General features: G+C 38.5%; 21 protein-coding genes, 1 tRNA gene and 2 pseudogenes. 9 read left to right on the top strand and 15 right to left on the bottom strand.

The genetic code is table 11. From position 1 onward, the window contains the following. A pseudogene (locus HC176_RS19985) lies at nt 1–102 on the top strand (ISAon1 family transposase); the annotation flags it as partial. 141 nt (nt 103–243) lie between these two features. Here HC176_RS19985 and HC176_RS10795 read toward each other — a convergent pair. The 4 genes and pseudogenes from HC176_RS10795 to HC176_RS10780 all read right to left on the bottom strand — a co-directional run bounded on the left by HC176_RS10795 (nt 244) and on the right by HC176_RS10780 (nt 3,466). Continuing rightward, a tRNA-Met gene (locus HC176_RS10795) sits at nt 244–316 on the bottom strand. Nucleotides 317–344: 28 nt separating this feature from the next. Continuing rightward, a pseudogene (locus HC176_RS10790) lies at nt 345–558 on the bottom strand (CPXCG motif-containing cysteine-rich protein). A gap of 67 nt (nt 559–625) precedes the next feature. After that, nucleotides 626–1,447 (bottom strand): Two component regulator three Y domain protein, encoded by an 822-nt coding sequence (locus HC176_RS10785; RefSeq protein ID WP_167918213.1) that lies wholly within the window; start codon nt 1,445–1,447, stop codon nt 626–628. Nucleotides 1,448–1,555: 108 nt separating this feature from the next. After that, on the bottom strand, nt 1,556–3,466 hold the full coding sequence (locus HC176_RS10780; RefSeq protein WP_167918212.1) for an ABC-F family ATP-binding cassette domain-containing protein: 1,911 nt from the start codon (nt 3,464–3,466) through the stop codon (nt 1,556–1,558). Nucleotides 3,467–3,553: 87 nt separating this feature from the next. Between HC176_RS10780 and HC176_RS10775 the strand changes: the two genes are divergently transcribed. Then, the gene (locus tag HC176_RS10775) at nt 3,554–3,940 is read left to right on the top strand and encodes a DUF983 domain-containing protein (RefSeq protein ID WP_167918211.1); all 387 of its coding nucleotides are present in this window, start codon (nt 3,554–3,556) and stop codon (nt 3,938–3,940) included. A 72-nt stretch (nt 3,941–4,012) separates the two neighbouring features. Here the strand turns inward: HC176_RS10775 and HC176_RS10770 are convergent, their stop codons facing one another. The 11 genes from HC176_RS10770 to HC176_RS10720 all read right to left on the bottom strand — a co-directional run bounded on the left by HC176_RS10770 (nt 4,013) and on the right by HC176_RS10720 (nt 17,618). Further along, entirely contained in the window at nt 4,013–5,065 is a 1,053-nt protein-coding gene (locus HC176_RS10770) for an NAD(P)/FAD-dependent oxidoreductase (RefSeq protein WP_167918210.1), read from the bottom strand. 244 nt (nt 5,066–5,309) lie between these two features. Beyond that, nucleotides 5,310–6,200, bottom strand: a complete 891-nt coding sequence (gene porN / locus HC176_RS10765) for a type IX secretion system ring subunit PorN/GldN (protein WP_167918209.1) — start codon at nt 6,198–6,200, stop codon at nt 5,310–5,312. Between the two features lie 65 nt (nt 6,201–6,265). Then, nucleotides 6,266–7,828 (bottom strand): type IX secretion system motor protein PorM/GldM, encoded by a 1,563-nt coding sequence (porM, locus tag HC176_RS10760; RefSeq protein WP_167918208.1) that lies wholly within the window; start codon nt 7,826–7,828, stop codon nt 6,266–6,268. A gap of 43 nt (nt 7,829–7,871) precedes the next feature. Next, nucleotides 7,872–8,510, bottom strand: coding sequence for a type IX secretion system motor protein PorL/GldL (gene porL, locus HC176_RS10755; RefSeq protein WP_167918207.1), 639 nt, complete (start codon nt 8,508–8,510; stop codon nt 7,872–7,874). A 79-nt stretch (nt 8,511–8,589) separates the two neighbouring features. Further along, a complete protein-coding gene (gene porK, locus HC176_RS10750; protein ID WP_167918206.1) occupies nt 8,590–9,951 on the bottom strand; it encodes a T9SS ring complex lipoprotein PorK/GldK in 1,362 nt (453 codons plus the stop codon). Between the two features lie 163 nt (nt 9,952–10,114). Continuing rightward, on the bottom strand, nt 10,115–11,281 hold the full coding sequence (locus tag HC176_RS10745; RefSeq protein WP_167918205.1) for a formimidoylglutamase: 1,167 nt from the start codon (nt 11,279–11,281) through the stop codon (nt 10,115–10,117). Nucleotides 11,282–11,372: 91 nt separating this feature from the next. Continuing rightward, on the bottom strand, nt 11,373–13,880 hold the full coding sequence (gene topA / locus HC176_RS10740; protein WP_167918204.1) for a type I DNA topoisomerase: 2,508 nt from the start codon (nt 13,878–13,880) through the stop codon (nt 11,373–11,375). A 137-nt stretch (nt 13,881–14,017) separates the two neighbouring features. Then, nucleotides 14,018–14,785, bottom strand: coding sequence for a hypothetical protein (locus HC176_RS10735; RefSeq protein ID WP_167918203.1), 768 nt, complete (start codon nt 14,783–14,785; stop codon nt 14,018–14,020). An 18-nt stretch (nt 14,786–14,803) separates the two neighbouring features. After that, on the bottom strand, nt 14,804–15,577 hold the full coding sequence (locus tag HC176_RS10730; protein ID WP_167918202.1) for a hypothetical protein: 774 nt from the start codon (nt 15,575–15,577) through the stop codon (nt 14,804–14,806). A 244-nt stretch (nt 15,578–15,821) separates the two neighbouring features. Beyond that, entirely contained in the window at nt 15,822–17,060 is a 1,239-nt protein-coding gene (locus tag HC176_RS10725; RefSeq protein ID WP_167918201.1) for an LVIVD repeat-containing protein, read from the bottom strand. A gap of 108 nt (nt 17,061–17,168) precedes the next feature. Next, nucleotides 17,169–17,618, bottom strand: coding sequence for a hypothetical protein (locus HC176_RS10720; protein ID WP_167918200.1), 450 nt, complete (start codon nt 17,616–17,618; stop codon nt 17,169–17,171). 168 nt (nt 17,619–17,786) lie between these two features. Between HC176_RS10720 and miaB the strand changes: the two genes are divergently transcribed. From miaB to secG, 7 genes are all read left to right on the top strand, one after another. Beyond that, nucleotides 17,787–19,235 carry a tRNA (N6-isopentenyl adenosine(37)-C2)-methylthiotransferase MiaB gene (gene miaB, locus HC176_RS10715; protein ID WP_167918199.1) on the top strand — a complete coding sequence of 483 codons (1,449 nt, stop codon included), beginning with the start codon at nt 17,787–17,789 and terminating at the stop codon, nt 19,233–19,235. A gap of 42 nt (nt 19,236–19,277) precedes the next feature. Further along, entirely contained in the window at nt 19,278–20,546 is a 1,269-nt protein-coding gene (locus HC176_RS10710; protein ID WP_167918198.1) for a sigma-54 interaction domain-containing protein, read from the top strand. Nucleotides 20,547–20,667: 121 nt separating this feature from the next. Continuing rightward, nucleotides 20,668–20,901 (top strand): hypothetical protein, encoded by a 234-nt coding sequence (locus tag HC176_RS10705; protein ID WP_167918197.1) that lies wholly within the window; start codon nt 20,668–20,670, stop codon nt 20,899–20,901. Then, entirely contained in the window at nt 20,885–21,184 is a 300-nt protein-coding gene (locus tag HC176_RS10700) for a type II toxin-antitoxin system RelE/ParE family toxin (RefSeq protein ID WP_167918196.1), read from the top strand. The genes HC176_RS10705 and HC176_RS10700 overlap by 17 nt, the downstream gene beginning before the upstream one ends. A gap of 60 nt (nt 21,185–21,244) precedes the next feature. Continuing rightward, nucleotides 21,245–21,760, top strand: coding sequence for an LptE family protein (locus tag HC176_RS10695; protein ID WP_167918195.1), 516 nt, complete (start codon nt 21,245–21,247; stop codon nt 21,758–21,760). Between the two features lie 161 nt (nt 21,761–21,921). Further along, nucleotides 21,922–22,869 (top strand): hypothetical protein, encoded by a 948-nt coding sequence (locus HC176_RS10690; RefSeq protein WP_167918219.1) that lies wholly within the window; start codon nt 21,922–21,924, stop codon nt 22,867–22,869. Then, the gene (secG, locus tag HC176_RS10685; protein ID WP_167918194.1) at nt 22,869–23,246 is read left to right on the top strand and encodes a preprotein translocase subunit SecG; all 378 of its coding nucleotides are present in this window, start codon (nt 22,869–22,871) and stop codon (nt 23,244–23,246) included. The genes HC176_RS10690 and secG overlap by 1 nt, the downstream gene beginning before the upstream one ends. Nucleotides 23,247–23,280: the final 34 nt, after the last annotated feature.

The raw sequence follows: 23,280 nt of genomic DNA, 5'->3' as shown, positions 1-23,280 counted from the left end.
GCGGAATCCTTTAATGCCAAAATTAAAGCGTTTAGAATGCAACTTAGAGGTGTAAGAAATAAAGAGTTCTTCCTGTTCAGATTAACTCAAGTTTATGCTTAGTCCCCAACTTTTGTACTTGATCCAACTTTTGTACTTGATCCGTACTTGATCCCGTTTTTGTTGCAAGTCCAGTTTAAAAGTAAGCATAAAAAAACGGTTTAGGAAAACCTAAACCGTTGATTACGTCTGTTTTAAACTTAGTAGCGGGAACTGGACTCGAACCAGTGACCTTCGGGTTATGAGCCCGACGAGCTACCTACTGCTCTATCCCGCGATATTGGACTGCAAATATACAACCCTTTTTAGTTTCTGCAAGCATTTAGCAATAAAAATTTATGTTCTATATTACTTATCTGAAAATCTATTAATTGCGTCCCATTAAATTTTAAACTTATTTGAATCGGGTTACAGCAGACTTCACAATCTTCGATATATTTCTCAGTCAGAAATAGAGTTATCCAACAACATGGAAATTTGTTCCCAACAATATGGACAAGTAAAATAATGTTCAATCATTTATAAATATAAAAAAAGCCATCAAAATATTCGATGGCTCCCTTTAAACAAAATTATAAGCTTTACTTTATTCTTTTTCTAAATCCATTACAGCGGTAGAATTTTCTATTTCCATCATCAATGCTGGCGGGTTTTTACCTGAAATACTTATATACTCGTAATTCAGGTTATTGTCACTTACCATAAACGTATTCAATTTTTCTAAATTCAAAAACTCTTTTGGAATATCACCTGTAAATTGATTTGTTGATAACAACAACTCTTCCAATTCAGTCAAACTAGCCATTTCTGAAGGAATTTCGCCATACATCTGGTTATCCATCACGCTAAACTTTTGCAAGTTTGATAAAGCACCAATCTCGGCTGGAATCGGTCCTGTTAGAAAATTACTTCCTAACAAAAGCACCTTCAAATTAGTCAACCTCATTAAAGAGTTTGGTATTTCTCCAGTAAACTTATTGCTGTACAACTGTAATGACTCAAGCTTTTTTAATTCACCAAGTTCAGAAGGGATTTGTCCTTCAAAACGGTTCATAAACAATTCTAAAGCTGTTAATTCTTTGAGGTTTCTTAATGATGAGGGCAACTCTCCACTTAACTTATTAAAACCTAGATTTATTTTCCTAAGATTAGTCAAGTTTCCTATTTCTTGAGGCAATTTTCCAGATAAATTGTTGAATTGTAAATTGATTTCTACCACTTTACCAGCTTCAACCTTAACGCCGTACCATTTGTCTACCGTAGTATTTAGGTCCCACGAAGTGTTCCAATTAGTTCCATTTGTTGCATCATACACAGCTATTAACGCCTCTCTTTCTGTTGAAGAAATACTTGCAAACGAATAAGCTGTTGTAAAAAAACACAAAACGACAAATTTTAAAGTTTTCATATTTTAGATTTGGGGGATTAATTCTCTCACGAAAGTAACCCAAACCTAGACGAAAAACTATTTTATTCGATTAAATGCATTATTTTTTAACATTTGCACTTCGATGAACTACCTTTCGAAAGCTTCAATTTCCAATTGAATATCTTCCCACTTTTGCATATAGTTCTGCAAATCGGTTTTCTTCTTTTGATAATTATCAAAGAAATTGGGCTTTGAGGTCACTTCTTCATAATTAACTTCCAACTCGACATCAATCGCTTTAATATCACGCTCCAATTGATTGATTTTTGCCTCTACGTTACTCAACTTATTGTTTAGCGATTTTAGCTTTTTTTGCTCTTCGTAACTCTGTTGCTTTCTTTCTTTGGGTTTTGCTGCAACCACCGTACGTTTTTCAACTTCCCGTAAATTTGCAACTTGGCGTTGCTCCAAATAAAAATCAATATCACCTAAATATTCTTTGATTTTGTGGTCTTTAAACTCATAAACCACATTGGTGAGCCCCTGAAGGAAGTCACGGTCGTGCGACACAATAATCAATGTACCATCAAAGCGTTTCAAGGCTTCTTTAAGCACGTTTTTCGATTTGATGTCCAAGTGATTGGTAGGCTCATCCATCACTAAAACATTGAATGGTTGAAGCATCAGTTTTGCCAGTGCCAACCGGTTTCGCTCTCCTCCAGAAAGTACCCGCACATATTTCTCAACCTCTTCACCTCGGAACAAAAACGACCCCAAAATATCACGCACCTTACTACGGTTGGTTTCATTGGCCGCGTCAATCATGGTATCTAGCACGGTTTTATTGCCATCGAGATATTCGGCTTGATTTTGGGCAAAATAGCCAATCTGCACGTTGTGCCCTAATTTTAGCTCTCCCTGGTGCTTTATTTCTCCAATAATAATTTTTGCCAAAGTGGATTTTCCTTGCCCGTTTTGCCCAACAAATGCCGTTTTACTATCGCGCTCAATCAACAAATCTATGTTTTTAAGCACTTGATTTTCGCCGTAGCTTTTTGAAATAGCTTCGGCTTCAACCACCACTTTTCCCGGCGTCACCGAAACCGGAAAGTTAAGCGTCATTACACTATTATCATCTTCATCAACTTCAATGCGCTCTATTTTGTCCAGCTTTTTTATTAGCGATTGTGCCATCGTGGCTTTTGAGGCTTTTGCACGGAATTTTTCAATTAGTTTTTCAGTTTGCTCAATCTGCTTTTGCTGGTTTTTTTGTGAAGCCAACTGCTGAGTACGCAGCTCATCGCGCAGCACCAAGTATTTTGAATAGGGTTTGGGGTAATCGTAAATTCTTCCCAATGAAATTTCAATGGTTCGATTGGTCACATTATCCAAAAACATTTTATCGTGCGAAACGATTACTACAGCTCCAACATAATTTTTTAAAAACCCCTCCAACCAAATAATCGATTCAATATCCAAGTGGTTGGTAGGCTCATCCAGAAGCAAAATATCGTTATTTTGCAGCAAGAGTTTGGCTAACTCGATGCGCATGCGCCATCCGCCCGAAAAGGTATCGGTGAGTTTATCGAAATCCTCCCGTTTAAAACCCAGACCTTGAAGAATTTTTTCGGTGTCACCTTGGTAGTTGTACCCACCTAAAATTTCGTATTGGTGCTGCAATTCGTTAATATCGACCATCAATTGATGGTAGCCCTCACTTTCGTAGTCAGTGCGTTCGGCCATTTGTGTGTTTACCGAATCCATTTTAGCTTCTAAAGCCTTAATTTCAGTAAACGCTTCGTAGGCTTCCTCTAGAACGGTACGACCGAAAATAAAATCGATATCCTGTTTTAAAAACCCAATTTTAAGTTCCTTATCGGTCGCAATCTGACCGGTATCGGGTTCCATTTCCTTTGATAAAATTTTAAGCATGGTAGATTTTCCTGCTCCATTTTTTCCAATTAATCCTACCCTGTCGCCGTTTCCGAGTTTAAAAGTTATATCTTCAAAAAGATATTCTCCTTGAAAAGAAACGGATAAATTATGAATGTTCATCATAGAAATGTAACTTTAATTACAGTGCGTTTGTTTTTTTAGTGGTATTTTTACACTGCAATTCTTGGCTGCAAAAATACACTAAATAATATGTTTAAAAAAGGAAGTAAACTATATAGCATTTTAACTGGTTCTTGCCCAAAATGCCATGGCGAATCGATGTACAAAAACAAAAACCCGTATGCCCTTACAGAGGTTTTGGATATGCACGAAACCTGCAGCTGCTGCGGCACCAAATACAAAATTGAACCGTCTTTTTTTTACGGCGCCATGTACGTTAGCTATGCTGTTGGTATCGCTTTTGCCACGGCTGCTTTTGTTATTTCATTTTTTGTGTTTAATGCTGGGCTAAACGTAATGTTTATTTCGATAGTTGGCACATTGGTTGTTTTTATGCCAGTAATCATGCGGCTTTCCAGAAATATTTGGATTAACTTTTTTATGAGTTACGACAAATCTTTGGTCCAAAAGAAGTAATAGCCTTCCTAACCTCGCCCAAGACGAAGGTCTTTTTAGATTCATATCATTATTTTAAGAGAGTATTATTTCTTACTCAACTTTATCTAAAAAACGTTTAATATCGATTTCCTTTTCCAAGGGCTCGTTATTTTCTATAAAGTTGAAAAGTTGTTGGGCCACATAAGGGCCAATCATTACACCCCGGGTACCCAAACCATTTAAAATATATAAATTTTCGTGTTTAGGATGTCTACCTACTAGGGGCCTACGATCTATAACTGTTGGGCGAATACCTGCTACTTGGTCAATAATTTCGAACTCGCATTTTATCACTTTTTCCAATCGGCTTATAAGTTTTCCCCGTGCTTCTTTAGTAGCATCGTGATTTAAATTTTCCCATTGATGTGTCGCTCCCACTCTGTAATAACCGTCTTCTAAAGGAATTAAAAATACACCAGCTTTTATGATATAATCAACATTTAATTCTGGCCCATGTATGGTCAACAACTCGCCTTTTGTTGGCACCAGCGGTAATGCTTTAAAATACGGGTTGTTCACCACCCCAAAGCCTTCTGAAAAAACGACATGCTTGGCTTCAACATCCTTGTACTTTACGGTATTTCCACCAAAATTCAAATCGTTATGATTGAAAGTTTCCTCTCTTAAACATTGATCGGCTCGCAAATTCGACTTATACCCTTCCACCAAAGCTTTGGCATCAATACGTCCTGTAGGGTTTACTTTTCCGAAACCAAATGGCGCTTCTATGGAGGGGTTATCATTTTTGATAATTTTTTCGCTCATATATTCCGAGAGGAATGGTCTATCGGAAGCTGCTACCCAATTGTTTTGTTCTTCCACTGAAGCAAATTTTCTATAAACCGGAATTTTATAATCCAATTGAGCACTAATATCTTTTTCAATTTTAGCGTATAGCGGCAAAGCCAAATCGAGTTGCTCTGCACTTTTCCAAACGGGCGTAAAACGCTTTAGCACCACAGGATTGTACATACCTCCAGCCACGGTTGACGACTGCTGCGAAGCATCATCAAACACCAAAAACGTGTTGTTATTGGCTTTAAGCTGTTCGCAAAAACTAATACCGGCCAAGCCCACGCCAACTATAATATAATCTACTTGCATAATGGCACGAATATAGCCAGAAAAATTATTGGGAGAACATATTCGCTATAAAAAAGAGATTCAAAAAGTTCATCATTCTAAATTTCGATAACGCACAATAGTTATCGTTTCGAGAATTGAGTTTTAAACAGGATGAGATTTCTCGACTCCGCTCGAAATGACAAGAAAACTACTTTTTATATTCTCCACAAAAAAAAGCCATCATTAAAATGACGGCTTTCTTTTATTCTTTTTGAGTTTTAAACTAGTATGTCCACATATCCAGTTCAAAATCCCTGATTTTATCTTTAATTCGTTCAGATTCGAGCAATTGCATCAAAGCGTTATCTGACACGTATTCTGAAATAGCCCTATCCTGCTGCACGTTTTCCTCTTTGTAAATATAAGCTTGGAAACGTCTGGCATTCAACACATGGTCGAAAGAAAATGGCATGGAGCTGTTCTTATTATTAAACGATTTCGCCTCATGAAGCACTTCTCTGGCATCTGGAAAAAACACCCAAAACAATTCCACTAAATCGGGCGTATCAGAATCAATAAAGTTTACATCGGGCGCTACGGGAGCAATACCCAATAATCTGTATTTCATTTCGGCTTGGCGCTTATCGAAGTACCAAAGCCCTCTGATACGGTACTCCATGATATCGGCAGCAGTAATGTCTCTTCGCACAATATATTCTGGCGACAATTCTTCACCGGCGTTAATTTGCTCGATACCCAATTCGGTGGTATCAATTAACGTTAATGCTCCTTCAATATCCTTTAGGGTTCGTTTTGTGGTAAAATAAGAATCATCGTAAATGTTTTCAATCTTACCGTTTTTGATGCTTTTCATCAAAACATCGTACAACGATCGTCTATTGCTTCCGATATTGTTGGTATCTATTGGATAGTACAGCGGAAAGTTTGCACGCTCGTCGAGTACAATTTTTTCCCATACCATTTTAGAGTACAAAATATCTCTATCATCAACATAACCATATTCCAATGGCTTATCATTGTCAACTGCTTTTTGGGCTTCGGTTCTTACACCTATTTCCTCTGGGCTTTTGGCGTTAAGTATGTTAGCTTGAGCAAACATACCTGATGCCGTTAAAACAGTTGCAGCGGTTAATAAAACACTTTTTAGATTCATCTTAAATATTATTTTGCATTATCAATATTTGGGATGACTTGTAAAAACCATCCCAAATAGTTTTTCTAATTTGTAAGCTCAATAAATACCGGCGATACTTTTTTAAGTATTACACTTACGCCAGTGGCTTTGGCTTCAATATCGAATATTTGAACGCCCTCGCCACGTTTTGCTTTACGCAATGCGCTTTTGGCTCTACTATCTAATTTATTACCGTTAACATTTATTGTAGGCTGGCCTGGCACTTTAAATTTAAATCCGGTTACGCGAAGTGGCAATTCGAAATCGAAATCATCGAACATAGCACCAACAGTAGAAATCTCTAAACTGTTACGTTGCATTTTTACCTGACCATCTTCCCCTCTTATGGTACCAGTTGGCTTTGGTAAATCTTTAATTCTGAATTTCGCGTTATCACTAACTTTTCCGCCATCAGGTAAAGTACCAGTAACATTAATAGTTACTTCACGGCCTTGGATTCTGGTCGCATCCATTACATAACGGCTACCACCAGCTTTAGATAAACCTTGTGCGCTAGCATTAACTTTGTTATCTGGAATACCGGCAAACGAAATAGTCATTGGGTTTTTAACACCACGGTACACTACGTTCATTTTATCGGCCGAAATGGTTGCTGCGTTAGGTTTGGCAACGGTTGCGAACGAAGAACTTACAGGAACCGCAATTTCCTCTCCACCTTCACCAAAATAAAGGTTACCTTCTATTTTGTGCTCTCCAACACCGCCAGTACCAATCTTTAACTTTACTTTACCATCTTCAATTGAATATTGGTTTTCAGTTAACTTTCTGCCGTCTAAAGTCAGTTCAACTCTTTTAGGTTTTGTTGAAGCATCTTTACGACCCAATACAATTTGTCCGTCAAATTGCTCGCCGTTAAAGTAAGCCGATTTCGAAGTTTCCATCAACGTGGTATAGTTGGTCATAGACACCTCACTTGAAAGTGTACCTTGCAACATGTTTGATAGAATTTCAGACTCAGTGGTTTTAATATCAGCTTGTAATTGAGTCATTTTTGTTAATGAAGCTACCAATGGAAATCCTTTATAATGGTAATCCAACCAATCGATTTTGATACCGTCTCTATTGATTTCTTGCTCTGTATTGAATTTTTCCTTTACATCTTTTACGATGCTTTCCATTCCTGGTTCGTTCTCAAGAATTTTAACTACACCTTCTCTAAATGAGTTTATTTGATTTAAGAACTCTTGTCCGTCTTCTTTTAACTTATCGCCTTTAAAGAAGTTTTCGTCAAGATAAGTTCCTTTATCCATAATTTCATAATCGGTAGCGTCGTCTAGACCGGCTGTCATTTTTCCTTTTAAATCCTCTAAATAGTCATCAAATTTATGGGCTAAAACATCAATTTGATCGGCTTTAGCTTTTAAAGGCGCATATTTTTCAGGTTGGTCGTTTGCTTTTTGTTCTAAACTGGCTACAAAGTTGGCGTTTCTTTGCTCTGTAGCTTGATTAGACTCTGTAAGTTTTTCGTTCATTAATCCGAATGCTGAAAGTACTTCTTTCGACATATTCAAGGCCAACATAGCGATGAATATGAGGTACATCAGATTAATCATTTTTTGTCTAGGTGATAAATTTCCTCCTGCCATGATAATTAGGTTTTTGGTTAATAAATTTAGGCTTAACCCCTAATTAGTTTTTGTTCATTGCAGAAAGCATTCCACCGTAAACACCGTTTAATGAAGATAGGTTTGATGCTAAAGATTGCATTTGCTCTTTAAGTTTTGCGGCATTTTCTACAGACTCCTCGTTAATGGCAGCTTGTTTATTGATGCTTTCTAACTGTACTTTGTACAAGCTATTTAGCGATTCCATTTGAGCGGCAGCCAAAGATAATTCCTCGCCATACTTTTTGGTAGCTTCAATAGAATCTACTGTAGAAGACATGTTTTTGGCAGCACCTTCAAAGTTTTTGATACTATCGCCCAAACTTGAAATTAACTCGCCATCAATTTTTGCTTCTTTTAATAAGTTATCTAGTTTTTTAGATAGTAATCCTTGAGCATCTTCGTTTGATTCTCTTTTGGCCGCTTGCCCCCCAGCTAATTCTGGATACACTAAAGACCAATCTAAATCATCATCAACAGGTTCGAATGCCGATAATGCGAATATAATCGCTTCCGTTACCAAGCCAATGGTTAACATAACGTTACCTGTTAGCGGGCCAATTTCGAAGTGAATAATTTTGAATAGTGCACCAACAATTACAATTGCGGCTCCCAATCCATAGGCCATATTCATGAATTTCTTGTTTGCTTTTGACTTTGCCATAATTTTCGGTTTTAAATGTTAAGTAGGTTATACTTAAGTAGGTTAATTAATAGTTTATGATTTTAGATTTGATTATAAATTAGTTACCGTTGCTTGTTACTTTTGTCCCCATGTAATCTTGAACGGTCCTGAAACCTATATAACTTCTTGCTGAATCTGCGTATTCGTAATCTCTTGAACTTACCTGTAAAAAGTATGCTACGTCTTTCCAAGAGCCCCCTCTAACAATTTTACGCGTATTTTCATTATCATTTACACTCGGGTTAATAGTTGAAGTGTATTGATACGATGATGGGTCGTATGATGCATTTACCCATTCGGCCACATTCCCGGCCATATTGTAAAGATTGTAATCGTTTGGCTCGTATGATTTGGCTTCTACGGTGTACAGTGCTTGGTCGGCCGCATAATCCCCACGAACTGGTTTAAAGTTAGCCATAAAGCAACCTCTGTCACTTTTTGTGTAAGGCCCTCCCCAAGGGTAAGTTGCAGCTTGCAGGCCGCCTCTAGCGGCATACTCCCACTCAGCTTCCGATGGCAACCTAAATGTATTTACCAAAGCAGCTCCTTTTTTAGATTTTAGATATGAATTTTTATTGATAGTTCTCCACTCACAAAATGCTTTTGCTTGAGCCCAAGTCACACCAACTACTGGGTAATCGCTGTAAGCATCGTGCCAAAAGTAGTCGTTGTGCATGGGTTCGTTATAAGAATATGCAAAATCACGAATCCAAACGGTAGTATCTGGGTAGACCTCTATTTCTTCTTTTATAATAACGTCTTTGCGTTTAATACCTCTGTTTCTGGCTGCCTCTTGAATATCCATATGGTTGTACTGAAACTTGAATTTAGTAACATCCCAAGTCCGTTGCCCGTTGTAAGACTCTTCCAAAGGCAAATACATGGTGTCCATCACCTCAGTGTAGTACTCATCTGGGTAATCAGAAGTATCAAAAACTAAATCGATGTCTTTGTTAATTTTTCGACCTTCATAACCTGTAGGCCCCAATCCGGTATAGTTTTCGAACATATATTTTTCGTAAACGGACATATTAGCGGTATCGGCATCTTTAAATGCATACTCTCCAATGCCTCCGTCTTCTGGCAACATACCAACCTCATCGGCCAAAACAGCCAACCTGTATCTAATAATTGAATCTCTTACCCAGTTTACAAATTGGCGGTACTCGCTATTTGTAATTTCGGTGGCATCCATATAAAAGGCTCTTACTGTAACGGTTTTAGATGGTGCATCTTGCACACCCGCTAAATCGTCGTCAGCTTTACCCATAATAAATGCCCCGCCTGGAATAAGTTCCATGCCATATGGCTTTTCTGGATGCCATTTTTTTCCTTTAACACCCACTAGCTCGCCCCTATCTTTAGAGCCACAACTAGTTAGCATTGCCAATACTGCGGTTAATAAAATAAACTTCTTCATATCCATAGAAAACTCGAGGTTAATTATTCATGCTTCAATTTTGAGAGCGTAAACATATTTATATATTTTTTAAAAAACAACTTTTCGTCTAAAAAAAACACACTTTATCGTAAAAAATAAGCATTTTACCGATTAAATTAACTATTCACCTATACGCTTTTCGCTACACACTGTTTTTTCTATACGCCTTATACCAACGCTCTGGCACCTTATTATTACAAGCATCGAGGTAATCTTGATGCATGCATGGTAATAACGTGTGCTTCTTTAATTTATTATTGACTTCAGACAAAAAAGGAATTTCAATCCACCATCGGCCTGTTTTGTTACTTTTATAAAACACAAGTTCGTGATCTTCAGTGAGTGTAGTAAATTTTTGGTAGCTTGAATCACCTGAAAAATCGTCGTCTTTTACCCTGTAATTCACACCTTCAACGAAATACCAAAGCATTTGAGCCACCAGCATAGCGGTCATTTCGTCGTCTTTCGATGGCTTGTATTCATAAATGCCAAACGAACTTACTTTATTGCTAATTCCGGCGTAGCGGGCAATGGCACAAATCTCCTTCCCATCTAAGCCATTGGGCGAAAACCGCTGCCTAACGCTCACTTCCGATCCTTTTACGGCATTTAAATCGATGCTCACTATATGGGCATCGCGCATAGCAGGCTCTACTATGGTAATATCTTTTGATACTTCTCCCAAGCGGTACAGCTCGAAATACAAACTGTCCATTAAATCGATTTCTTCTTGCGAATTGAAATAGGTTTGGTAGCCAATATTGGCGTAGTTGAAGAGATTATAAGGCTTATCAAGAATAATCTTCCCAACAAAACTGTTATTTTTAATGGGTTTTGTGGAATCACCCAAATTAAATTGCGCATCAACATTTACCACATTCACCATGGGGATTAAAGCATCGTAAGCACGGTAATTGGCATAAGTAAGATCTTGTGAGCCACCAATAATTAACGGGATAATCTTTTTTTTCACCAGAATACCAGTGGCTTCTTTTAGTGCGAAATAGGTATCTTCAACACTTTCACCTTTTTCAATATCGCCCAAATCTGCAACCATAGTATTCCAACTGCCTGGAAAGAGACTGTAAAACGATTTTCTGATTTCATTTAGCTGAAACTCCTCACCTATGTAATCAACATCGTTTCGGTTTTCAAGAACCCCTAAAATAGCCACATTAACACCTTCTAAATCCGGAATGCCGTTTTGCTCTGAGTGAATTTTAATTTTCCGTCCTAGTGCTTGGGGAGATAGTAGCTCATTATGCGCAAGTACTAAATCTGAAACCGGGGAGAGAAAATTAAAATTCATCTATTTTACACTTTAATAACAATGTTCTTTATTCGCATCCTTAAATTATTTCCAAGATACTGACCATTATCAGTATAATGCCATTATGGGCTTATTTCTTTTTTGTGGATGTTTTCTTTTTGGTTGTGGTTTTTCTTTTGGCCGCCTTCTTCTTTGGGGCATTGGCTTCTATGATGGCTTTGGCCTCATCGAGGGTCATGTCTTTTACCTCAACGGTTTTTGCCAACTCCACTTTAGTCTTTCCTTTTATAACGTTATGCCTGCCCCAACGTGCTTTCTCCACACGAATGCCTTCATCTTCCCAATTATGGATCACTTTATCGATTTCCTTTTGAATTTTTGTTTCAATCAATTCCACAATATCCTCATCAGACAGGTTATCCCAATCGTACTTTTTGTTCACGTTAATGAACATGTTATTCCATTTAATATATGGCCCAAAGCGGCCTTTACCCTTTTGTACCGGCAAATCTTTATACATATATATAGGCGCATCAGCCTTTTGTTTTTCCTTGATCAACACAATGGCATCATCCAACTCAACACTTAACGGATCGGTTCCTTTTGGAAGGGAAACAAACGCATCGCCAAACTTTACGTATGGCCCAAACCGCCCATTATTCACTTCAACTGATTCGCCTTCGTATTCACCAAGTTGCTTTGGAAGCTTGAATAAATCCATCGCTTCCTCGTAAGTAATGGTATTTAATTGCTGATCGGGACTTAAACTAGCGAACTGTGGTTTTTCTTCATCATCCACGGTACCAATTTGCACCATAGGCCCGAATCTACCCAAACGAACGCTCACTTGCTTTCCTGTTCTCGGGTCGGTACCCAAAATACGCTCACCAGACTCCCTGTCGGCATTTTCCTTAACATCTTCAACCACCGGATGAAAATCTTTATAAAAGGATTTCATTATTTTCTGCCAATCTTCCTTGCCTTCGGCGATATCATCAAAATCCTCCTCTACTTTGGCCGTGAAATTATAGTCTAAAATGGCATCAAAATGATTCACCAAAAAGTCGGTTACTATCATACCAATATCGGTCGGCACGAGTTTTCCTTTATCGGAACCTACTTTTTCGGTTAAGGTGATGTCCTTTATTTGTCCGCTTTGCAATTTCAACTGCGAATAATTGCGCTCCACACCTTCAACAGTTCCTTTTTCAATATAATTCCTGTTCTGAATGGTTGAAATGGTTGGCGCATAGGTTGACGGACGACCAATACCCAACTCTTCCAGTTTCTTCACCAAAGACGCTTCGGTGTATCTTGCTGGTGGACGCGTATAGCGCTCGGTGGCCGTAATGAAACTGTTCAATAAAGCTTCATTTACTTTCATGGCTGGCAACATACCGTCTTGCTCAACATCTTCATCGTCGGTGCCTTCCAAGTACACTTTTAAGAATCCGTCAAAAGTAATGACCTCTCCGTTAGCCGTAAAGGTTTCGTTATGGGTTGATGCACTAATTTTCACATTGGTACGCTCCAATTCGGCCTCGCTCATTTGCGATGCGATGGCACGCTTCCAAATCAAATCGTACAAACGGGCTTGATCCCTATCAATATCCACTGAATGCGTCGCAAAACTGGTAGGACGGATGGCCTCGTGCGCCTCCTGCGCCCCTTTTGCTTTTCCGGTGTAATTTCTGGGTTTGCTGTATTTATTGCCAAAAGCATTTTTTATTTCTGCCTCGGCACCTTTTCGGGCTTCATCCGATAAGTTAACACTATCGGTTCTCATGTAAGTAATTAAACCCGCTTCGTAAAGGCGTTGCGCCAAAGTCATGGTTTTACTTACCGAGAAGTATAATTTACGCGACGCTTCCTGCTGTAATGTTGACGTGGTAAACGGCGCTGCGGGCGATTTTTTGGCTGGCTTTTTGGTTAAATCGGCAACCTTAAAATCGGCTGCGGCATTTTGCTCCAAGAACTTTTGAGCCTCTTCTTTGGTTGAAAAGTTCTTTGGAAGCTTGGCTTTAAAGGTTTGTCCGTCTTCATTTGAAAACTCCGCATCAATACGATAGGATGCTTCGGGCGTAAAGGCTTCAATTTCGCGTTCTTTTTCAACAATCAAACGTACGGAAACTGACTGTACACGACCTGCTGACAATCCGCCTTTTACCTTTCGCCATAATACAGGCGACAATTCGTACCCCACAATGCGATCCAACACACGGCGTGCCTGTTGGGCATCTACCAAATCGTAATCGATTCCTCTTGGGTTTTCAATCGCTTTTTGAATGGCCGATTTAGTAATTTCATGAAAAACAATACGTTTGGTTTTGCTTTTATCCAGTTTTAAAGTTTCCGCTAAGTGCCATGCAATGGCCTCTCCCTCGCGGTCTTCATCACTGGCCAACCAAACCATCTCTGCTTTCTTTGCTAAATCTTTCAGTTTTTTTACAACTGCTTTTTTATCTTTTGAAACTTCGTATTTGGGTTCGAAATCACCGTCAACATCAACTCCCAATTCTTTGGAAGGCAGATCGGCAATGTGCCCAAAACTGGACTCGACCTTAAAATCTTTTCCAAGGAATTTTTCAATGGTTTTTGCCTTTGCAGGTGACTCTACTATCACTAAATTCTTCGCCATACTTCACTTTTTGAAGCTACAAATGTATATCAAAAAAAGTTTATCTGCAGCATTTTATGGATTAACCCTACATTAACTGCACAAAAAAACCCGCTTTTACCATCATAAAAACAGGCCTTTTTCAGTTAATTAAAAATTTATTCTATTGGAGTTCCGATTTCGTCAATAGGGTTTTGTTCTTTAAAACCGATAACGTCTTTATAAACAAAATATACCGGCAAATAAGCAAATGATGCGGTTACAAACACACCGACAAAACACATAATCATTCCCACTATTTGCGCTAAAAGCCCAGCAACAACCATTAAACCGAATGCAATCAACCATTTTTTATTTCCTAATTTGAAGCCTACTTTTACAATATCGGACGCTTCCATATCGGGATTAAAAGCATAAATCACATTGATTAATGCTAGAGGCACCATCACATAAATTATTGGCAGCACACATAATAAAGCGGCCAAAAGCGAAATACCGAAAGTTATGGCAGCCAATTTGATGGTTTTTCCTAAGTATGGCTTTTTGAAAAAATAGAAATAATCATCAGAAGTAGCTTCATTAAAATCCTTGAACTTACAAATTCTGTAAAATGCCGATTTTAATGCAAATGCTATAACCATAGCGAAAAACATAAACACCACCATTAATATGTAAAATGGAATAAGCATGGCTACATCTGGTTGACCACCTTGCTGCATCGCCTCGGGATCAAAAATCCCCATGGCAATTAACGGCAAATACATAACAATATAAAAAGGTATCATCAATACCATAGTCAACAACAGCATAACCAAGCCCTGTAACCATACTTTTTTAAAAAGCTCGATGCTTTTATTAAAAATATCGCCGAATTCCAAGTCTTTGGCATTTTCTACTTTTTCAAGTATAACGTTTAGTGTACTCATATTTTTGTTTGTTTAATATTAAAAATCGATATCGTTTTGTTCTCCTATCAAATCGATTTCGTTGGTATCGTCAAACCCAACAACTTCTTTGTAAATAAAAAATGTGGGCAGATATACAATTGAAATGGTAAACAGGATACCTATGCCACAACCTAAAATTCCAAGAAACCCTAATAAACCCGCAACAAACAGCATTCCGAAGGAAAACAGCCATTTTTTATTACCCAAAGCAAAACTAGCTTTAACTATTTCCATTTCACTGAGTTCGGGGTTATTGGCAAAAACAATGGGAAAATAAGCCAAAGGTACTGCGGCATAAATATATGGTATGAAAAACAAAAGTTGAGCTACCGTAGCTATACCTGTGTGGATAATACCCAACATCAATAATTTTGAAAAATAGTCTTTTTTGAAGAATTGGAAATAATCTTCAACCACTTGTTGTTTTCCGGCATCAAACTGAATACAGATTTTATAAAACGCCGAAATCAAAGCTAAACTTACCGTAGTGGTCAAAATGGTTTGGGGGATGTTTTGAATGATGCTCGATGAGTAGAAATCAAGATAGGCTTCAAGATTAATCCCATATGCAAACGGATTGCCCTTTGGAGACAACCCAATTAACGAAAACACTCCCCCAACAAGCATGGCTATGCCCACCATAATCAAAACCATCAAAAATCCTTTCAGCCAAACTTTTTTAAAAAGCTCGATAATGTTATCAAAAATATTACTGAATTCTAAAGGTTTGGCATTTTCAATTTTATGCAGTAAGCGGTTGTACGCATCCATACAATTGGAATTTTGACGGGTTAATTTTGCATAAATGTAATTGTTTTTTAAAAACATCAGCTATGCGTGCATAAAAAAAATCCTGCTGTGGTGCAGGATTTTCGTCAAAATCATTTCGGAGTTTATTTCTTTTGGCTCTCGCAAAAGCGCGAAGTCGCAAAGTTTATTTTACGGAAGTTTTTCTGAGCTTATTTATTGCTTCGCGCCTTTGCGAGCCATTTATATCAAAAAAGAAAATTTGACCTTATAACTCAAATTCACTCACCAGTTCCACACCTTTTTCAACATAGCTATATTGGTAAAGCATGTCGCCACCAATCATCAACAGTTTATCTTCCAACGGAATAACATCTTTAGCCTGAATATCGTCATAAGATTTTACAAAACTCACTTCCAACGGATTGGTTTTATCAAACAACTTTAAGCCCGCCGTACCATCGCAAACAAAAAGCATGTTATTTTTAATGCCCAAACCGTAGGGGTTTTCCAATTCGTATCTTCCCGCTAATTTCGGAGTTGATTTATCGCTTACATCAATCACTTCCAAAACGCTTTCCAATTGTCCGCAAGCATTACCGCCACGCAAAGTTAAATACGCATAATTGCCATCCACCACCACGGGATCACAGCCCTCCCAATGGGTAAACTCTGAAACGTATTCGGGCAACGCCGGGTTATTTAAATTGTAAATATACATGCCATTGGTACTGCCCAAATATAAATAGCCCTCAGCCTGAAACATGGTTTCGATGTTCCAACCGGCATATTGGGTATTGGCCAGCACGGGCGCTTCCAAATTTTGAATATTGAAAATAGCCATTTCGTAATTTCCTACGGCATACAAATAATGGCCCATAATCTGAAAACGCGCTAAAGAAGCACCTGTACCTGTGGCCGATTCGCTGGCATTTAAAACCCGACCGCCATCCAAAAACATATTTATTAAAACATCACTATCCTGTTTTTTGCGTCTTTCGGTGGTGATGGTCCACCCCACTATAATATCGTTTTCATAATCATAATTGGCATAATCAACCGCTTGGGCTTCCAACGGAACGTTATAATCATATACATTGAAAACATCTTTTAAACGCCCAACCACACTGATGTTATCAATATCCGAAATATCAAAAACCACCAAATCGGTAGCGCTATCGGCATACAAAAAATCGTTTTTTACCGAAATATCTTCATTGCCCGGAATCTTGATAAACTTGATGGATTTTGGAACGGCAGGGTTAGAATTATCAATAACATGCACCCCTTTGCTTTCATCACTTACAAAAATGTAATCTTTATAGGCGTAAATTTTCCCAACGGTTTCAATGTCTTTCGGGGCATCGACTTCCACAGAGCTTCTAAACGCCGTTTTATTCATTATTTGTGGCGTGGCCACTTGCACAAATTCGTAGTCTTCATCATTGGTGTCGCACGAAAAAGCCAACACAACAATCAGGGACAAAAAAAGGTATTTTAATTTCATGGCTAAGTATTTTGTTTTTAAATTCTTGTCACTTGAAAAGTGTTTTTCGATACAATTTTCTTCCAGAAAATCACTCGAAATGACGACATTCCCTATAGATTATCTCTGTTAATATTTATAGTTTAACGACGTTTCCAGCCCTTCAACATGTAAAATAATTTCGTTGCTGCCGCTTACCCGAACAGGCATTAAATCGAACGAAATGGTTTTAGTAAAATATGCCAAACAGAGTTCTTCATTTAAAAGTTGAAGTTTTAAATAGCGCTGCTCGGGGAACGATTCGGCCACTGCTCCCGAATCTACCAAACTAAAACGCCACGTGCTTCCGTCGCAACCCGAAGCTCCAATTTCAAGATTCAGGCAATCTCCAGTAATTTCAGCATTAATAATTGTAAAATGGTCTGTTTCCAGATTTTTGTACGTATCGCTATCCACAACAGTATTTTGGTCGCAGTCGCCCATATAGCCACTGGAATCATCGTCGCTTTCGCAAGTCATATTTACAAAACACAACAACATCACTATAGCTAACAATATGGTTTTGAGACTCTTTTTCATCAAACTGTTTTTTTTTATTTTAGATACAAAAATGGCATTTTGGTTGCGTATAAAATTTAACAAATTTTAATACACTTTCAAGAAAAATTAAACTGCCACTTTGTCACAAACACAAATAATATTGTACCTTTGCATGCTAATTGAGTGTGACGAGTTTCAGTATTGACTATGGAAAAAATTATTGACGAAAACAAACAGGGCGAATCTTTGGTTTTAGAACAAAAAGAAGGCAACAAGCGTAAATTGTTTATTGAAAGTTACGGCTGCGCCATGAATTTCAGCGACAGCGAAATTGTAGCCTCTATTTTGGCGACCGAAGGGTTTAATACCACCCAAAAATTGGAAGAAGCCGATTTGGTTCTGGTAAACACCTGCTCCATTCGCGACAAGGCCGAGCAAACCGTTAGAAAGCGCCTTGAAAAATACAATGCCGTAAAACGCGACCACAACCCCAAAATGAAAGTGGGCGTACTGGGCTGCATGGCAGAGCGCCTAAAATCTAAATTTCTTGAAGAAGAAAAAATTGTTGATTTGGTGGTTGGCCCCGATGCTTATAAAGATTTACCCAACCTGTTGAGCGAGGTTGACGAAGGCCGCGATGCCATTAACGTAATCCTTTCAAAAGAAGAAACCTATGGCGATATTGCTCCTGTTCGGTTAAACACCAATGGCGTAACGGCTTTTGTATCCATTACCCGGGGTTGCGATAACATGTGCACATTTTGTGTGGTGCCTTTTACCCGCGGACGCGAACGTAGCCGTGACCCTCAAAGTATTATTGAAGAAATTAACGACCTTTGGAATAGAGGCTACAAAGAAGTAACCCTGCTTGGGCAAAACGTAGACAGCTACCTTTGGTATGGCGGTGGACTTAAAAAAGATTTTGAAAAAGCCAGCGACCTGCAAAAAGCTACAGCGGTAAATTTTGCCAACCTTCTGGAACAATGCGCCAAGGCACAGCCCAAAATGCGTTTTCGTTTTTCTACTTCCAATCCGCAAGATTTTACCATTGACGTGATTGAAACCATGGCGAAATACCGTAACATCTGTAATTACATCCATTTACCCGTGCAAAGTGGTAGCGACCGCATTTTAAAGGAAATGAACCGCTTGCACACGCGCCAGGAATACATGGAAATTATCGACAACATCCGTAGGCTCATCCCCAATTGCGGTATCAGCCAAGATATGATTGTAGGCTTCCCAACAGAAACCGAAGAGGATTTTGAAGATACGGTATCGTTGATGGAATATGTGAAATACCACTTTGGCTATATGTTTGCCTATTCGGAACGTCCGGGCACTTTAGCTGAAAGAAAAATGGAAGACGATGTACCCGAGGCCGACAAAAAACGCCGATTGGCAAAAATTGTCGAGCTGCAACAAAAACACAGCGGTATGCGCACCAAAGAGCATTTAAATACCATGGTTGAAGTGTTGATTGAAAAAGAATCGAAAAAGTCGAGCGACCATTGGTCGGGCCGCACCTCAGAAAATATTGTTTGTGTGTTCCCAAAAGAACACTACAAAGTAGGCGATTTTGTTAATGTAAAAACTATAGATTGTACTACCGCCACCTTAATTGGAGAGGCCGTTGGGTACTCAGAAAACAACTAATAATAATTTTAAAATAGATTCCCGCTTTAGCGGAAAGGTCCTATGGAATCAGTTCAAGCAATAAAACAACGTTTTGGAATTATTGGCAACACGCCCGGACTCAACCGTGCTATTGAAAAAGCCATTCAGGTAGCCCCCACCGATATTTCGGTTTTGGTTACCGGAGAAAGCGGTGTTGGTAAAGAAAGTATTCCTAAAATCATTCACCAATTATCGCACCGTAAGCATAACAAATACATTGCCGTAAACTGTGGCGCCATCCCCGAAGGTACTATAGATAGTGAATTGTTCGGACACGAAAAAGGCGCGTTTACAGGAGCCACCCAAACCCGTGAAGGTTATTTTGAGGTAGCCGATGGCGGCACCATTTTTTTAGACGAAGTGGGCGAATTGCCTCTAACCACACAAGTACGTTTGTTGCGCGTACTGGAAAATGGCGAATTTTTAAAAGTGGGATCCAGTAAAGTTCAAAAAACCAATGTACGCATTGTGGCGGCCACAAACGTAAATATGTTTGAAGCTATTCAAAAGGAAAAATTCCGTGAAGATTTATTTTACCGATTAAGCACCGTCGATATCCATTTACCGCCGCTACGCGAGAGACAGGAAGACATTCATTTGTTATTCAGGAAATTTGCCAGCGATTTTGCTTTAAAATACAAAATGCCCACGGTAAAGTTAACCGATAACGCCGTGCAAGTACTCATAAAATACCGCTGGGGCGGAAACGTGCGCCAACTTCGGAATATCGCCGAGCAACTATCGGTTTTAGAGCAGGACCGCACCATTACCGCTGAAACCTTACGCACCTATTTACCAACTTCAGGAAGCAATTTGCCTGCGGTGGTAAAAACTTCGAAATCGGAAAGCGATTTTAGCAGCGAACGCGAAATACTGTACAAAGTACTTTTCGATATGAAAAGCGACCTCAACGACCTTAAAAAATTGACCATGGAGCTCATGAAATCGGGCAATGTTAAAGAGGTTGAAAAAGAAAACGAAGGACTCATCCAAAAGATATACGGCGACAACGACGAGGACGACATTGCTTTTGAAGATACCGCGGAAGCCGCAGAACTTTTATCTATACCCGAGCATGTTGAACCCAACGAAGACTCTAATACCCCGCAAGACAAATATCATTTTGCCGAAGAAATTGAAGAAGAAGAAACCTTATCGCTGCAGGACAAAGAGTTGGAATTAATTAAAAAATCGCTGGAACGCCACAACGGAAAACGTAAATTGGCCGCTGCCGAATTGGGGATTAGCGAGCGTACGCTTTACAGGAAGATTAAGCAATACGATTTGTAAATTTAGTTTACGGTATTCAGTAGCAGTTAGCAGTAAAAACAACAAAATCTTAAAAAAAACGTTTTTTTACTTTAACAACTAATCATTTCAGAGCAAACTAAAAATAAATTATATTTGGTTTATGGAACTAGATATTCAAAATAAAAAAATTGAACTTATCCAATGGCTAACCACGCTTGAAGATTCGTCTATAATCCAAAAATTATTGGATTTAAGAAAAAGGGAATCGAAAGACTGGTGGAATGAAATTTCGGAATCTGAAAAAAAATCCATTAAAAAGGGCATTGAAGATGCCGAAGCAGAACATTTAAAACCACATTCCGAAGCAAAAAAAATATATGGAAAGTGGTTATAAAATTTTCTGGACTAACCATGCTTTAAAAGAACTCGCTTCCACTTACGAATATTTGGAAACGAATTTTACCAAAAAGGAATTAAACAAGTTATCGCAGGAAATAGAACAGGTTTTAGAGCTCATATCCAAAAGTCCAGATTTGTTTCCGCTTTCAGAGTCCCAAGGCGTCAGAAAAGTGGTTATTAAAAAATTCAACACCCTTTATTACAGAGAAAATCAAGCTACTATCGAAATTTTGTCATTTTTTTCTAATCGGAAAAGTCCCGATGAACGAGAACTTTAAATCAGACCGAATTAATTAGTTTTATTCCCGTTAACAACTTTATTTACGAATATCTAAAAAATGAAATTTAAACAAACCTCAAAACACTTCTTTATTTTTATTATAAGCCTATCCCTTTTTGGCTGCGGCATCTATTCTTTTACAGGCGCTTCCATCCCAGCTGGCACCGAAACCTATCAAGTTAACCGTTTTGAAAATACCGCTCTTTTAGTAGAGCCTGGTTTGGAACGTGATTTTAAACTGGCTCTGGAAGATTTAATACAAAACCAAACCAATTTAACATTGGTTCCCTCTAATGGCGATTTGGTTTACGAGGGTGAAATTACAGAATACCGCATCTCGCCCACCACAGCCACATCGCAAAACACTGCCGCACAAAACCGATTGACCATTAGCGTAAAACTACGCTTTTACAATACCAAAAAACCTGAGGACGATTTAGAACAAAATTTCTCATTTTTTTATGACTATGGCGGAAGCGAACAACTTATAGGGGCACAAAAAACCACGGCACACGAAACTATTTTCGAGCGCATTACCCAAGATATTTTCAATGCCACTTTGGCAAAGTGGTAAGTTGGCAACATCATTTCAGAGAGTCTTGATAACTATCGGGACAACGTGGCAATCTCATTATTCAATACTTGTCTTTAACAGATTTTCACGCCTTTTAAAAAGTCTCGCAATGACAAAAAACAGGCAACTTTAAATAAAAATGAATACATTTGGCAGAGCCAATGAAACTATCAGATTTTACACATTTATTGCAACATCCGCAAACCATTACGCATCAACAAACCGATGATGTAAAATCTGTTATTGATGAATTTCCGTATTTTCAATCGGCACGCGCCATTTATTTAAAAGGTCTTAAAAACCAAGGCAGCATTAGTTACAACCAAGAACTAAAAACCACAGCTGCTTACACCACAGATAGGAGCATTCTGTTCGATTTTATCACTTCGGAAACCTTCATTCAGAATAAAATTTCAAAATTCATCAAACAAAACACGTCAAGTTTAAAAGGTTTTGATGTGGAAGTGGAAGCGGTTTCCGTTGAAAAAAGCATGGAAACCGATGATACCCTCAACCAGCAAATTAAGGATACCGAAGGCACTTTGGACCCCGAACTGTTTGAACCCAAAGAACCGCGACCTAAAAAAATATCTACTTTCGTTTTAGATGAAACGGAACATATTGAAGAAGCCACACCAAGTACTAAAACTCAAGAAGCTTCGGCCGAAGAGGTTTTAAATTTGGGGCAGCCGCTTCAGTTCGATAAACGCGAAAAACATTCTTTTAACGAATGGCTGAAACTCACCCGTTTTAAACCTATTAATCGTGACGAAGACTCCGTTTTTACCGACCACGGTCCGGACGAAAAAAACACTCCTTCCGAGAAATTGGAAAAATTCAAACTGATTGATAAGTTCATTTCAGAGAACCCAAAAATCAAACCCGCAAAATCGGTTTCAAAAAAGGGCAATTTGGCAAAGGCCCAAATGATAAAGCCCGAATCTTTAATGACCGAGACTTTGGCACGAATTTACGTCGAGCAGAAAAACTACAAAAAGGCCATTCAGTCATATAAAATTTTAAGTTTGAAATATCCAGAAAAAAGTGGTTTCTTTGCAAACCAAATTAAAGCAGTAGAACAATTACAAGAACAAAACAATAAAGAATAATGAGTACGTTTACAATATTTTTGATCCTTATAGTGGTTGTGGCCTTCTTACTAGTGGTAGTAGTCATGGTACAAAACCCTAAAGGCGGCGGATTGTCATCTTCATTTGGTGGCGGTGGCACACAGCAATTGGGCGGTGTTAAAAAAACAACCGACTTTTTAGACAAAAGCACATGGACTTTGGCTACATTACTTTTAGTATTGATTTTATTATCGAACGTAGCCATCAACAGAAGCTCTGAAACGGTAGATTCTAAAGCATTAGATCCAGATGCAACTACAACACAACCGTTGCCAGAAGCACTGCCAAATACACAAGACGCTGCACCTGCCACTTCAACCGAAGAAGCGACAGACGCACCTGCAGAAAACGAATAATTTTGTTTTATACACATAAAAAAATGCCAGCTTA

It is taken from the genome of Tamlana crocina, assembly GCF_012037625.1.
Note: the sequence above shows the minus strand (reverse complement) of the source record. Positions and strands in the feature narration are given on the sequence as shown.